Source organism: Pseudomonas sp. MCal1, assembly GCF_026341415.1.
GTDB lineage: Bacteria > Pseudomonadota > Gammaproteobacteria > Pseudomonadales > Pseudomonadaceae > Aquipseudomonas.
In genome coordinates this window covers 383114-396971 of the sequence record NZ_JAKUMP010000002.1, presented here as the reverse complement: position 1 = coordinate 396971, position 13858 = coordinate 383114, and the positions used below count along the sequence as shown (strand labels likewise).

The 13858-nt window shown below is 61.7% G+C and carries 16 protein-coding genes; all 16 read left to right on the top strand.

Annotated elements, in window-relative coordinates:
* The first annotated feature begins 5 nt into the window (after positions 1–5).
* The gene (gene fliF, locus MKZ87_RS05120; protein WP_085699463.1) at positions 6–1793 is read left to right on the top strand and encodes a flagellar basal-body MS-ring/collar protein FliF; all 1788 of its coding nucleotides are present in this window, start codon (positions 6–8) and stop codon (positions 1791–1793) included.
* Positions 1786–2805 (top strand): flagellar motor switch protein FliG, encoded by a 1020-nt coding sequence (fliG, locus tag MKZ87_RS05115; protein ID WP_007958288.1) that lies wholly within the window; start codon positions 1786–1788, stop codon positions 2803–2805. Before fliF ends, fliG begins: the two co-directional genes overlap by 8 nt.
* 4 nt (positions 2806–2809) lie before the next feature.
* Positions 2810–3616 (top strand): flagellar assembly protein FliH, encoded by an 807-nt coding sequence (gene fliH / locus MKZ87_RS05110; RefSeq protein ID WP_266200362.1) that lies wholly within the window; start codon positions 2810–2812, stop codon positions 3614–3616.
* Positions 3606–4964 carry a flagellar protein export ATPase FliI gene (gene fliI / locus MKZ87_RS05105; RefSeq protein WP_085699459.1) on the top strand — a complete coding sequence of 453 codons (1359 nt, stop codon included), beginning with the start codon at positions 3606–3608 and terminating at the stop codon, positions 4962–4964. Before fliH ends, fliI begins: the two co-directional genes overlap by 11 nt.
* Before the next feature lie 6 nt (positions 4965–4970).
* The gene (fliJ, locus tag MKZ87_RS05100) at positions 4971–5420 is read left to right on the top strand and encodes a flagellar export protein FliJ (protein WP_085699457.1); all 450 of its coding nucleotides are present in this window, start codon (positions 4971–4973) and stop codon (positions 5418–5420) included.
* A gap of 101 nt (positions 5421–5521) precedes the next feature.
* Entirely contained in the window at positions 5522–5821 is a 300-nt protein-coding gene (locus MKZ87_RS05095) for an STAS domain-containing protein (protein WP_011333053.1), read from the top strand.
* A 5-nt stretch (positions 5822–5826) separates the two neighbouring features.
* A complete protein-coding gene (locus MKZ87_RS05090) occupies positions 5827–7530 on the top strand; it encodes an ATP-binding SpoIIE family protein phosphatase (protein ID WP_085699455.1) in 1704 nt (567 codons plus the stop codon).
* A gap of 30 nt (positions 7531–7560) precedes the next feature.
* Positions 7561–7908, top strand: a complete 348-nt coding sequence (locus MKZ87_RS05085) for an Hpt domain-containing protein (RefSeq protein ID WP_085699453.1) — start codon at positions 7561–7563, stop codon at positions 7906–7908.
* Between the two features lie 105 nt (positions 7909–8013).
* Positions 8014–9375, top strand: a complete 1362-nt coding sequence (locus tag MKZ87_RS05080; RefSeq protein WP_266200361.1) for a flagellar hook-length control protein FliK — start codon at positions 8014–8016, stop codon at positions 9373–9375.
* A gap of 212 nt (positions 9376–9587) precedes the next feature.
* Positions 9588–10091: a flagellar basal body-associated protein FliL gene (gene fliL, locus MKZ87_RS05075; RefSeq protein ID WP_266200360.1), complete on the top strand. Its 504-nt coding sequence runs from the start codon at positions 9588–9590 to the stop codon at positions 10089–10091.
* Between the two features lie 9 nt (positions 10092–10100).
* Complete coding sequence (fliM, locus tag MKZ87_RS05070) at positions 10101–11069, top strand: flagellar motor switch protein FliM (RefSeq protein ID WP_003222890.1); 969 nt, start codon at positions 10101–10103, stop codon at positions 11067–11069.
* A 57-nt stretch (positions 11070–11126) separates the two neighbouring features.
* Positions 11127–11585 carry a flagellar motor switch protein FliN gene (gene fliN / locus MKZ87_RS05065; RefSeq protein WP_085699447.1) on the top strand — a complete coding sequence of 153 codons (459 nt, stop codon included), beginning with the start codon at positions 11127–11129 and terminating at the stop codon, positions 11583–11585.
* A complete protein-coding gene (fliO, locus tag MKZ87_RS05060; RefSeq protein WP_266200359.1) occupies positions 11586–12044 on the top strand; it encodes a flagellar biosynthetic protein FliO in 459 nt (152 codons plus the stop codon). It begins immediately after the preceding gene.
* A complete protein-coding gene (gene fliP / locus MKZ87_RS05055) occupies positions 12044–12802 on the top strand; it encodes a flagellar type III secretion system pore protein FliP (protein WP_265811940.1) in 759 nt (252 codons plus the stop codon). The genes fliO and fliP overlap by 1 nt, the downstream gene beginning before the upstream one ends.
* Positions 12799–13068, top strand: coding sequence for a flagellar biosynthesis protein FliQ (fliQ, locus tag MKZ87_RS05050; protein ID WP_007951951.1), 270 nt, complete (start codon positions 12799–12801; stop codon positions 13066–13068). The genes fliP and fliQ overlap by 4 nt, the downstream gene beginning before the upstream one ends.
* 3 nt (positions 13069–13071) lie before the next feature.
* Positions 13072–13857 carry a flagellar biosynthetic protein FliR gene (gene fliR, locus MKZ87_RS05045; protein WP_085699443.1) on the top strand — a complete coding sequence of 262 codons (786 nt, stop codon included), beginning with the start codon at positions 13072–13074 and terminating at the stop codon, positions 13855–13857.
* Position 13858 lies beyond the last annotated feature (1 nt).

The following is a 13858-nucleotide window of genomic DNA, read 5'->3' as shown; positions in this document are numbered from 1 at the left end:
GAGTCATGGCAGAAGCAGTCGCCGATAACGTTCCGGCCAAGGCCACCCCGATAGACGGCAAACCGCCGCTGTTCGGCCTGTCCTTCCTGGAAAACCTCTCCGAGATGACCGTGCTGCGTCAGGTGGGCCTGTTGGTCGGCCTGGCCGCGAGCGTGGCGATTGGCTTTGCCGTGGTGCTGTGGTCGCAGCAACCGGACTACCGGCCTCTGTACGGCAGCCTTGCCGGCATGGACGCCAAGCAGGTCATGGACACTCTGGCCTCCGCCGACATTCCCTACACCGTCGAACCGAACTCCGGCGCCTTGCTGGTCAAGGCCGATGACCTGTCCCGTGCGCGACTGAAACTTGCGGCCGCTGGTGTCACTCCCAGCGACGGCAACATCGGTTTTGAAATTCTCGACAAGGAACAGGGTCTTGGCACCAGCCAGTTCATGGAAGCGACCCGTTACCGTCGCGGCCTCGAAGGTGAGCTGGCCCGCACCATTTCCAGCCTGAACAACGTCAAGGGCGCGCGCGTTCACCTGGCGATCCCGAAAAGTTCGGTGTTCGTGCGTGACGAACGCAAGCCAAGCGCTTCGGTACTGGTCGAGTTGTACTCCGGTCGTTCGCTGGAGCCTGGCCAGGTGGTTGCCATCATCAACCTCGTGGCGACCTCCGTTCCCGAGCTGAGCAAATCGCAGATCACCGTCGTCGACCAGAAGGGCAACCTGCTGTCGGATCAGGCGGAAAACGCCGAAATGACCATGGCCGGCAAGCAGTTCGATTACAGCCGCCGCATGGAAAGCATGCTGACCCAGCGTGTGCACAACATTCTGCAACCGGTACTGGGCAACGATCGCTACAAGGCTGAAGTCTCGGCCGACATTGATTTCAGTGCCGTCGAATCGACCGCCGAGCAGTTCAACCCGGATCAACCGGCCCTGCGCAGCGAGCAGTCGGTCAACGAACAACGCACCGCCAGCAATGGCCCGCAAGGTGTGCCGGGTGCCCTGAGCAACCAGCCGCCGTCGCCGGCTTCGGCACCGCAAACCACCGGTGGCGCAGCGGCCCCGGCGAGCATGGTGCAACCTGGCCAGCCACTGGTTGATGCCAACGGTCAGCAGATCATGGACCCGGCCACCGGCCAGCCAATGCTCGCGCCGTACCCGGCGGACAAGCGTCAACAATCCACCAAGAACTTCGAGCTCGACCGTTCCATCAGCCACACCAAACAACAGCAGGGTCGCCTGAATCGCCTGTCGGTGTCGGTCGTGGTGGACGATCAGGTCAAGATCAACCCGGCCAACGGCGAAACCACCCGTGCGCCGTGGAGCGCCGACGAATTGGCGCGCTTCACCCGTCTGGTGCAGGACGCCGTCGGCTTCGATGCCAGCCGTGGCGACAGCGTCAGCGTGATCAACATGCCGTTCTCCGCCGAGCGCGGCGAAGTGATCGCCGACATTCCGTTCTACTCCCAGCCATGGTTCTGGGACATCGTCAAACAAGTGCTGGGCGTGTTGTTCATCTTGGTGCTGGTGTTCGGCGTGCTGCGTCCGGTGCTCAACAACATCACCGGTGGCGGCAAAAGCAAGGAGCTGGCCGGTCTGGGCGGCGACATGGAACTCGGTGGCATGGGCGGTCTGGATGGTGAACTGTCCAACGATCGCGTCAGCCTCGGCGGCCCGACCAGCATCCTGCTGCCGAGCCCGAGCGAGGGTTATGACGCTCAGTTGAACGCAATCAAGAGTCTGGTGGCAGAAGATCCGGGTCGTGTGGCCCAGGTCGTGAAAGAGTGGATTAACGCAGATGAGTGATAACCGAGCCGCCGTCGCCAAACTGTCCCGGGTCGATAAAGCCGCGATCCTGCTGCTGTCCCTGGGTTCGACCGATGCCGCACAAGTGCTGCGCCACATGGGCCCCAAAGAGGTCCAGCGCGTGGGTGTGGCCATGGCCCAGATGGGCAACGTCCACCGTGAGCAGGTCGAGCAGGTCATGAGCGAGTTCGTCGACATCGTCGGCGACCAGACCAGCCTGGGCGTCGGCTCCGACGACTACGTGCGCAAAATGCTCACCCAGGCCCTGGGTGAAGACAAGGCCAACGGCCTGATCGACCGTATTCTGCTGGGCGGCAACACCAGTGGCCTCGACAGCCTGAAATGGATGGAGCCGCGCGCCGTTGCCGACGTGATCCGTTACGAGCACCCGCAGATCCAGGCGATCGTGGTCGCGTACCTCGATCCGGATCAGGCCGGTGAAGTGCTGGGCAACTTCGACCACAAGGTGCGTCTGGACATCATCCTGCGCGTCTCGTCGTTGAACACCGTACAGCCGGCCGCGCTGAAAGAATTGAACCAGATCCTCGAGAAGCAGTTCTCCGGCAACTCGAACGCCTCGCGCACCACCCTGGGTGGCATCAAGCGGGCGGCGGACATCATGAACTTCCTCGACAGCTCGATCGAAGGTCAGCTCATGGACTCGATCCGCGAAGTCGACGAAGACCTGTCCGGTCAGATCGAAGACCTCATGTTCGTGTTCAACAACCTGGCCGATGTCGACGACCGCGGAATCCAGGCGCTGTTGCGCGAAGTGTCTTCCGATGTGCTGGTGCTGGCCCTCAAGGGTTCGGACGAAGGCGTCAAGGAGAAAATCTTCAAGAACATGTCCAAGCGTGCCGCCGAACTGCTGCGCGACGACCTCGAGGCCAAGGGCCCGGTGCGCGTCAGCGACGTGGAGACCGCGCAGAAGGAAATCCTCACCATCGCCCGCCGTATGGCCGAAGCCGGAGAAATCGTGCTCGGTGGCAAGGGCGGCGAGGAAATGATCTAAGCCCATGGACAAGCATGACGACGATGTGACGGACCTGATCCGTGCCCGGGACGTCCGCGGCTTCGATACCTGGGCCTTGCCCAGCTTCGACCCGCCGAAACCGGAGCCCGAGCCGGAACCGGAGCCTGAACCGCCGGAAATGGAAGAAGTGCCGCTGGAAGAGGTCCAGCCACTGACTCTGGAAGAACTCGAAAGCATCCGTCAGGAAGCCTACAACGAGGGCTTCGCCATCGGCGAAAAGGAAGGCTTTCACAGCGCCACCCTCAAGGTGCGCCAGGAAGCCGAAGTGGTCCTGACGGCCAAGGTCAACAGCCTTGAGCAACTGATGGGCCACCTCTTCGAACCCATCGCCGAGCAAGACACCCAGATTGAAAAGTCGCTGGTCGACCTCGTGCAGCACATCGCCCGTCAGGTGATCCAGCGCGAACTGGCCATCGACTCGACGCAGATCGAACACGTCATGCGCGACGCCCTCAAGCTGTTGCCGCTGGGCGTGGGCAATGTGCGGCTGTACGTCAATCCGCAGGATTTCGAACAGGTCAAAGCCTTGCGCGAACGTCATGAGGAAACCTGGCGCATCGTTGAGGATGAATCGCTGCTGCCGGGCGGTTGCCGGGTCGAGACCGATCACAGCCGGATCGACGCCAGCATCGAAACCCGCGTCAGCCAGGTCATGGCCAAGCTGTTCGACCAGTTGCACGAACAGGCCCTGCACCCGGCTGCGCCGGACCTGAGCCTGGACCTGCCGGAGTCGCCAAAACCGGCACCGATCGCAGAAGAGCCGCTCGCGGACGCCCCCGATGCGCCTTGAACGCACCAGTTTCGCCAAGCGCCTGAGCACTTACGCCGAGGCCACCGAAATCGCCGGGGCGCCGATCCTCGAAGGGCGCCTGCTGCGCATGGTCGGCCTGACGCTCGAAGCCGAAGGCCTGCGCGCCGCCATGGGCACCCGCTGCATGGTGATCAACGACGACACCTATCACCCGTCCCAGGTTGAAGCCGAAGTCATGGGCTTTTCCGGCAGCAAGGTGTTCCTGATGCCGGTCGGCAGCGTGGCCGGCATTGCGCCGGGCGCCCGTGTGGTGCCGCTGGCTGACACCGGTCGCCTGCCGATGGGCATGAGCATGCTCGGTCGCGTGCTGGACGGCGCCGGACGTGCGCTGGACGGCAAGGGCGGCATGAAGGCCGAAGACTGGGTGCCGATGGACGGCCCGACCATCAACCCGCTCAACCGTGACCCGATCAGCGTGCCGCTGGATGTCGGCATCCGTTGCATCAACGGTTTGTTGACGGTCGGTCGTGGTCAGCGTCTGGGCCTGTTCGCCGGTACCGGTGTCGGTAAATCGGTGCTGCTGGGCATGATGACCCGCTTCACCGAAGCCGACATCATCGTCGTCGGCTTGATCGGTGAGCGGGGTCGTGAGGTTAAGGAATTCATCGAGCACATCCTCGGTGAAGAAGGCCTCAAGCGTTCCGTGGTGGTGGCGTCGCCCGCGGACGATGCGCCACTGATGCGTCTGCGCGCGGCGATGTATTGCACGCGGATCGCCGAGTATTTCCGTGACAAGGGCAAGAACGTCCTGTTGCTGATGGATTCCCTGACCCGTTTCGCCCAGGCCCAGCGGGAAATCGCCCTGGCCATCGGCGAGCCGCCGGCGACCAAGGGTTATCCGCCGTCGGTATTCGCCAAACTGCCGAAACTGGTGGAGCGCGCCGGTAACGCGGAGAAGGGCGGTGGGTCGATCACCGCGTTCTACACCGTATTGTCCGAAGGCGATGACCAGCAGGACCCGATCGCCGACTCCGCGCGGGGTGTACTCGACGGGCACATCGTGCTGTCGCGGCGGCTGGCCGAGGAAGGTCATTACCCGGCCATCGATATCGAAGCCTCGATCAGTCGGGTGATGCCGGCGGTGGTGTCGCCGGAACACATGACGCGCGCGCAATACTTCAAGCAGCTGTGGTCGCGCTATCAACAGAGTCGCGACCTGATCAGCGTCGGCGCCTATGTCGCGGGCGGCGACCGCGAAACCGACACGGCCATTTCCCTTCAACCGCAGCTGGTCAGGTATCTGCGTCAGGGTCTCAACGACAACATCAGTCTGGGTGAAAGCGAGGCGTACCTCAGCACGATTTTCGCCCCGGCGGCCGGCGGGTAATCCGTCATGGCCCTGAGTCGAGCCGCGCGCCTGGCGCCGGTGGTGGACATGGCCGAGAAGGCCGAGAAAACCGCCGTGCAGCGCCTGGGTTATTTTCAGGGGCAGGTGAAAGTGGCCGAGAGCAAACTCGCCGACTTGCATGCCTTCCGTCTGGATTACTCCGAACAATGGATCGTGCGTGGCAGCACCGGCGTGTCCGGGCAATGGCTGCTCGGTTTTCAGGGCTTTCTCGCGCAACTCGACACCGCTGTCGATCAGCAGCGCCAGAGCCTGCAATGGCACCAGAACAACCTGGACAAGGCTCGTGATGCCTGGCAGCAGGCATTCGCCCGGGTGGAAGGTCTGCGCAAGCTTGTACAACGCTATATGGAAGAAGCGCAGCGCGCCGAAGACAAGCGCGAACAGAAGCTGCTGGACGAATTGTCCCAGCGTTTGCCGCGCCACGAGGCGTTTTGACGGGCAGATCTCGCACAAATCCCGACGCCATCGCGCCTTGCCCATGGCCCCTCCAAGTGCTAAACCTTGTACACGTTCGTCAATGACAAGGAAGCCAGTACATGTCAGTCGTTACAGAAGTCTCTGCGGACAAGAAAAAATTGACGATTTCGGTCAAGGGGCGATTCGATTTCGCCAAACATCAGGAATTTCGCCAATCCTACGAAAAAGAGCAGCCCGAGTCGGTGATTGTCGACCTCAAGGAGGCGACTTATCTCGACAGTTCGGCACTCGGCATGCTGCTTCTGTTGCGTGATCACGTCGGTGGCGACGACTCGGAAATTCGCGTGGTCAACAGCAGTTCCGACGTGAAGAAAATCCTCGCCATCTCCAACTTCGACAAACTGTTCGACATCAGTTGACGGCCATGCAGCCGCAAGAGCCGCTGACAATCCTGATCGCCGAAGACAGTGCCGCCGACCGGCTGCTGTTGTCGACCATCGTCCGTCGTCAGGGGCATGAAGTGCTGACGGCCACCCACGGTGCGGAGGCGGTCGAGGCGTTTATCCGGCAAAAGCCGCATCTGGTGCTGATGGACGCCATGATGCCGGTGATGGACGGGTTCGAAGCCGCGCGGCAGATCAAGAAGCTGGCGGGTGAGAGCCTGGTGCCGATCATCTTCCTCACCTCGCTGACCGAGAGTGAAGCCTTGGCCCGTTGCCTTGAGGCCGGCGGTGACGACTTTCTGGCGAAGCCTTACAACCAGGTGATCCTCGCCGCCAAAATCAAGGCGATGGATCGCTTGCGGCGTTTGCAGGCCACGGTTCTTCAGCAACGCGACCTGATCGCCAGGCATCACGACTATCTGCTCAACGAGCAACGGGTCGCCAAGGCCGTATTCGACAAGGTCGCGCATTCCGGTTGCCTGAGCGCACCGAACATCCGTTACCTGCAATCGCCCTATGCGCTGTTCAACGGCGATCTGTTGTTGGCCGCGTACACCCCGTCCGGCGACATGCATGTGTTGCTCGGTGACTTCACCGGTCATGGATTGCCCGCGGCCGTCGGCGCGATGCCGCTGGCCGAAGTGTTCTATGGCATGACCGCCAAAGGTTACGGTCTGGCCGAGACCCTGCGGGAAATGAACGCCAAGCTCAAGCGCATCCTGCCGGTGGACATGTTCTGTTGCGCCACGCTGTTGTGCCTGAGTTTTCAGCGACGTTCGGTGGAGGTCTGGAACGGCGGCATGCCTGACGGTTATCTGCATTGCCTCGCCACCGGGGAGCGTACGCCGCTGGCGGCACGCCACTTGCCGTTGGGGGTGCTCAGCCCGCAGACCTTCGATGACCGCACCGAGGTTCACCCGATGGCGGTGGGCGATCGGGTATTCCTGCTCTCGGACGGGGTCATCGACACCTGCGATGCCAACGATCAGTTGTTCGGTGTCGAGCGCTTGCACAAGGTGTTCGCCGCCAATCGCCAGCCGGATCGGCTGTTCGAGGAAATCGAGCAGGCGTTGCAGGACTTTCGCGGCCAGGCCCGGGACGATGTGAGCATGGTCGAGGTCAGCCTGCTGGAAATGGCGCAGGTCAATCCAACGGCGCCGGTGTATTCCGACAGTGGCCAGTCCTGTCCGCTGGACTGGTCGGTGAGCTTCGAATTTCGCGGTGCCACGCTCAAACGCTTCAATCCGCTGCCTTACCTGTTGCAGTTGCTGCTTGAGGTGCATGGCTTGCGGGCGCAGAGTGGCGCACTGTACAGCGTGCTGGCCGAGCTTTATTCCAATGCGCTGGAACATGGCGTGCTGGGTCTGGATTCGAGCCTCAAGCGCGATGCCTCAGGTTTCGCCCGTTATTACGAGCAGCGCAATGCGCGCCTCGAGGCCTTGCAGGACGGTTACGTGCGCGTGCATTTGCAGGTGCGGCCGGAAGGCGAGGGCGGTTGTCTGGTGGTGCGGGTCGAGGACAGCGGCCAGGGATTCGATGTCTCGCGCGTGATGGAACAGCCGCTCGACGATGTCCGTCTGTCGGGACGCGGTGTCAGTCTGATCCGGCAGTTGAGCAAAAACCCGAGCTGGTCGGACGATGGTCGCAGTGCTCGCGTGGAGTTTTTCTGGGAGGCTCTGGCATAATCCGCGCATTCTTGATCAAGGAGTGAACAAGTGGCTGATACACATGTGGACCACGAGGCGCTAAGCGCGCTGCGGGAAGTGATGGAAGACAGCTATCCGGAACTGCTGGATACCTTTCTTGCCGATTCCGAAAATCGCTTGCGGGAGTTGCAGCAGACTGCCGATGCCGATGCATTGTCATCCGTTGCGCACAGCTTCAAGGGCAGCAGCAGCAACATGGGCGCGATTCGTCTTGCGGTGTTGTGCCAGGAGCTGGAACAGCATGCCAAAGACAAAAGCCCTTCTGAAATCATCAAGCTGGTCGCCGATATCCATAGCGAATTCGCCGATGTGCGGCCCGTTTATGTCGCCGAGCGGCAGCGCTCGCTGACCCACTGAACCTGCCGTCGGGCGGTTTTGTCGCAATTCTGACGAAACTGGCCCGGCACTTGCAGTCATCTATCCCAACTGTACCTACGATCCCAGTGCAGCGGAGACCGTGCCATGCCTGCAAGCCCCAACATTCTTCTTCAGACCGCCGCCCAGGCCAAGGCGCAGGCTGCCTCGGCCAAATCATCGGCAGTGGCCGCAGAGCCCGGGGACAAGGCCTCCAGCTTCGCTCAGGTGTTCGCCGATCAAGGCCCGAACAAACCCTCGGTGAGCATCGACAATCCGGCAAAACCTGCCCGTGACAAGGTTGCTGACAACAGCGGCAAGAAAGACCTGGGCAAGGATCAGTCTGCCGCCCCGGCGCCGGCGGTTGCCGATAGCGGCAAAGCCTTGCCCGCCGACAAACCGGCGACGGCGGCAACGGACGACAAGACTGCTGCTGATGATGAGACTGCCGATACCGCAACGACTCCTGTTGTCGACACAGCACCGGTGGATCCGGCACTGGTGGCAGCGGTAGAGCCCGTCGTTACCGCACCGGTAGCCGCCACCCCTGTCGTCGATACCGCCGCAAAACCGGAAACCGACAAATCAGCCGTGGCGGCATTGCCGGGTATGGTCAAGGATCCGGCACCGGCCACTGACCCGGCTTTCGACCCCGAGGCGGATCCGCTGGATTCACTGCCTGCCGTGCGCATGGCCATGGAGCAAAGTGGGCACATTTCCGCGTCCAGTCAGTCTCAACCCAAGGCCACCCCGGCCCAGGCTCAGGCTGACGGTGAATTGACCTCGGCGCAGAACTTCGCTGCCGGCATGGCCAGCATGCTTGATGTGCAGGCAGACAAGGACAGCACCAGCCAGGGCGGCGAAAAGGCATTCAGCGGTCTGATCGATGACGGCCTGAAAGACCTGAAGACTGCCACCAGCGATACCCGCGTGGATGATTTCGCCAACCGTCTGGCGGCGCTGACTCAGGCTGCCACGCCGAAAACCGCCAACGCGGTGCCGGTGAACCAGCCGATTGCCATGCACCAGAACGGCTGGACCGAAGAAGTGGTCAACCGCGTCATGTACCTGTCGAGCAACAACCTGAAGGCGGCTGACATCCAGTTGCAGCCGGCCGAGCTGGGACGGCTGGATATTCGGGTGAACATGGTGCCGGACCAGCAGACCCAGGTGACCTTCATGAGTGCGCATCCGAGCGTGCGTGAAGCCCTCGACGGTCAGATGCACCGCCTGCGCGAGATGTTCACCCAGCAAGGCATGGGGCAGGTCGACGTCAACGTTTCCGACCAGAACCGTGGCTGGCAGGGTCAGGGCCAGGAGCAGGCGCAACAAGGCCAGACGGGGCGCACCCGTGCTGCTGGTGGTCGCCTGGACTCTTCGGAAGAAGAGTTGACGTCTGCCACCGTGGCTGAAGCGACCGCTACGGCCACACACGTGATCGGCTCCAGCGCTGTCGACTACTACGCCTGATATTCAAGGCAAATTAACTGTGGGAGCGAGCTTGCTCGCGAAGGCTTTTTGACGAACAACACCTGTGTTGAATGTTAAACCGCTTTCGCGAGCAAGCTCGCTCCCACAGTTGTTTGCGCTGCCCCTGTCTACCCCTCCAACACTTCTGGCATAACACTTGCTCTTGCCTTGCCGTGCGACTGTGAAAACCCGATTAGTGACGGATTATTGGCATGGCGAAGAGCGAAGCTGCAGCAGTAAAAGACCCCGCAACCAAAGGCAAACTCAAGCTGATCATCATGATCGTGCTGGGTCTGTTGCTGGCGATCGGTACGTCCGTGGGGGCGACCTGGTTTTTCATGCACAGTGCCCAGAGCAAGCCTGCGGCGACCGCCGAAGCGGCCCCGGTCGGCAAGCAACCGGCGATTTTCGAGCCGATGGCGCCGGCCTTCGTGGCCAACTACAACCAGAACGGCCGTCAGCGCTACATGCAGGTGAGCATCACCATGCTGGCGCGCAATCAGGCGGATCTGGAAGCGCTCAAAGTGCACATGCCGGTAATCCGCAACAACCTGGTGATGCTCTTCTCCGGTCAGGATTTCGCCACGCTGGCGACCCCGGTCGGTCAAGAGATGCTGCGCCAGAAGGCTACAGCCAGCGTCCAGGAAGTGGCGCAGAAAGAGCTGGGCAAAGTGGTGATCGAACAGTTGCTTTTCACTAATTTCGTACTGCAGTAGGAACACGACATGGCCGTGCAGGATCTGCTGTCCCAGGATGAAATCGACGCGCTGTTGCATGGCGTCGACGATGGTCTGGTACAGACCGATAACGCTGCCGAACCCGGCAGTGTCAAAAGCTACGACCTGACCAGCCAGGATCGCATCGTCCGTGGACGCATGCCGACCCTGGAAATGATCAACGAGCGTTTTGCCCGCTACACCCGTATCAGCATGTTCAACATGCTGCGCCGCTCGGCGGACGTTGCCGTCGGTGGCGTACAGGTGATGAAGTTCGGCGAATACGTGCACTCGCTGTACGTGCCGACCAGCCTCAATCTGGTCAAGATCAAACCCCTGCGCGGCACCGCGCTGTTCATCCTCGACGCCAAACTGGTGTTCAAGCTGGTGGACAACTTCTTCGGCGGCGACGGCCGTCACGCCAAGATCGAAGGGCGTGAATTCACCCCGACCGAACTGCGCGTGGTGCGCATGGTGCTGGAGCAGGCGTTCGTCGATTTGAAAGAAGCCTGGCAGGCGATCATGGAAGTCAACTTCGAGTACATCAACTCGGAAGTGAACCCGGCCATGGCCAACATCGTCGGCCCGAGCGAAGCGATCGTGGTTTCCACGTTCCACATCGAACTCGACGGCGGTGGCGGCGACCTGCACGTGACCATGCCGTACTCGATGATCGAGCCGGTGCGTGAAATGCTCGACGCCGGTTTCCAGTCGGACCTCGACGACCAGGACGAACGCTGGGTCAACGCCCTGCGCCAGGACGTGCTCGACGTCGACGTGCCGATCGGTGCCACCGTGGCTCGCCGCCAGTTGAAACTGCGCGACATCCTGCACATGCAGCCGGGTGACGTGATTCCGGTCGAAATGCCGGAAGACATGATCATGCGCGCCAACGGCGTGCCGGCCTTCAAGGTCAAGATGGGCTCGCACAAAGGCAACCTCGCGTTGCAAGTGATCGAGCCGATCGAGCGCCGCTGAAGCGGCGCCCTCATTCCCTGATTCTTTTACCGGTTTTTTGCCCGCCGAGGACAAATGATGAACGACGATATGAACACCCAGGACGATCAGGCACTGGCCGATGAATGGGCTGCCGCCCTGGAAGAAACCGGTGAAGCCGGACAGGCCGACATCGACGCGCTGCTGGCCGCCGACGCCAGCGCTTCGGGCTCCAACCGTCTGCCGATGGAAGAGTTCGGCAGCGTGCCGAAAAGCAACGAACCGGTGTCGCTGGACGGCCCGAATCTGGATGTGATTCTCGACATCCCGGTGTCGATCTCGATGGAAGTGGGCAGCACCGACATCAACATCCGCAACCTGCTGCAACTCAACCAGGGTTCGGTGATCGAGCTTGATCGTCTGGCCGGTGAGCCGCTGGACGTGCTGGTCAACGGCACCCTGATCGCCCACGGCGAAGTGGTGGTGGTCAACGAAAAGTTCGGCATCCGTCTGACTGACGTGATCAGCCCGAGCGAACGCATCAAGAAGCTGCGCTGAGTGAAAAAGGTTCTGGGGGCTTTGTTCGGTCTGGCGCTGGCGTTGCCGTTCAGCGTGCTGGCGGCCGAGCCGGTGGCGACCACCGCAGCGGCGGCTGCCCCGGCCGTCAACAGCGGCGTGGCGGGTCAACTGACGCAACTGGTGCTGGGGCTGTTGCTGGTGCTGGGGTTGATCTTCTTCCTCGCCTGGCTGCTGCGCCGGGTGCAGAACGCAGGGCCGGCGGGCAAGGGGCAGGTGATCGAACTGATCGGTTCCCGGGCGCTCGGTCCGCGTGACCGCTTGATGCTGGTTCAGGTCGGCAACGAACAGATCCTGCTGGGTCTCAGCCCCGGCACTATCACCGCGCTGCACGTACTCAAGGAGCCGGTGGACGTCCCGGCCACCTCCGAAAAAGCGACTCCGGAATTTGCCCAGCATCTGTTGAAGATCCTCGGCAAGGATCAGAAGGATAAGAAGTAATGGGTGCGTTGCGCATCGTCTTGACCCTGGCCCTGATGTTGGCCGCGCCACTGGCGTTCGCCGCCGATCCGTTGTCGATCCCGGCGGTTACCCTGGGCACCAACGCCAACGGGGCCCAGGAGTATTCGGTCAGCCTGCAGATCCTGCTGATCATGACGGCGCTGAGCTTCATCCCGGCCGCCGTCATCCTGATGACCAGCTTCACCCGGATCATCATCGTCTTCTCGATCCTGCGTCAGGCCCTGGGTTTGCAGCAGACGCCGTCGAACCAGATCCTCACCGGCATGGCCCTGTTTCTGACGCTGTTCATCATGGCGCCGGTGTTCGACCGGGTGAACAACGATGCCTTGCAGCCGTACCTCGCGGAAAAGCTGACTGCCCAGCAGGCAGTGGAAAAGGCCCAGGTGCCGATCAAGGACTTCATGCTCGCCCAGACCCGCTCCAGCGATCTGGAGCTGTTCATGCGCCTGTCCAAACGTACCGACATCGCCACTCCGGATGCTGCGCCGCTGACGATTCTGGTGCCGGCGTTCGTGACGTCTGAGCTGAAAACCGCGTTCCAGATCGGCTTCATGATCTTCATCCCGTTCCTGATCATCGACCTGGTGGTCGCGAGCGTGCTGATGGCGATGGGTATGATGATGCTCTCGCCGCTGATCATTTCCCTGCCGTTCAAAATCATGCTGTTCGTGCTGGTGGATGGCTGGGCGCTGATCATCGGCACCCTGGCCAGCAGTTTCGGAGGTGTATCGCCATGACGCCGGAAGTAGCGGTCGACATCTTTCGCGAAGCCCTGTGGCTGACCACCATGATGGTGGCGATCCTGGTGGTCCCGAGTCTGCTGGTGGGCCTGCTGGTGTCGATGTTCCAGGCCGCCACCCAGATCAACGAACAGACCCTGAGCTTCCTGCCGCGTCTGCTGGTGATGCTGGTAACGCTGATCGTCGCCGGCCCGTGGCTGGTGCAGACGTTCATGGAATACATCACGCAGTTGTACAAAAACATTCCGATGGTCATCGGCTAAGCCATGCAATCGCTGCTTCAGCTGACCGACACCCAGATCAGTACCTGGGTGGCGACGTTCATGCTGCCGCTGTTTCGCGTCGCCTCGATGTTGATGGTGATGCCGGTCTTCGGAACCACGCTGGTGCCCCGGCGTATCCGTCTGTACTTTGCTTTCGCGATCACCGTGGTGATCACGCCCAACCTGCCGCCGATGCCGGCGGTCAGCCCGCTGGATCTCAGCGGTCTGCTGATGATTGCCGAGCAGATCCTCGTGGGTGCGGTGCTGGGCTTCTCCTTGCAATTGTTCTTTCAGGCCTTCGTGGTGGCGGGGCAGATCGTCGCGATCCAGATGGGCATGGGCTTCGCGTCGATGATCGACCCAACCAACGGCGTGTCGGTGGCGGTGATCGGGCAGTTCTTCACGATGCTGGTGACCCTGCTGTTCCTGTCGATGAACGGGCATCTGGTGGTCTTCGAAGTGCTCACCGAAAGCTTCACCACGCTGCCGGTCGGCGGCGGGCTGATGACCACGCATTACTGGGAGCTGGCCGGCAAACTCGGTTGGGTGCTGGGCGCCGCGTTATTGCTGGTGCTGCCGGCGGTCACTGCGCTGCTGGTGGTCAACATCGCTTTTGGCGTGATGACCCGCGCTGCACCCCAGCTGAACATTTTCTCCATCGGCTTTCCGCTGACCCTGGTGCTCGGCCTGTTCATTGTCTGGGTCGGGCTGGCGGACATTCTCAATCAGTATCAACCGCTGGCCACCGAGGCCTTGCAGTTTTTACGCGAACTGGCAAAGGCGCGCTGAG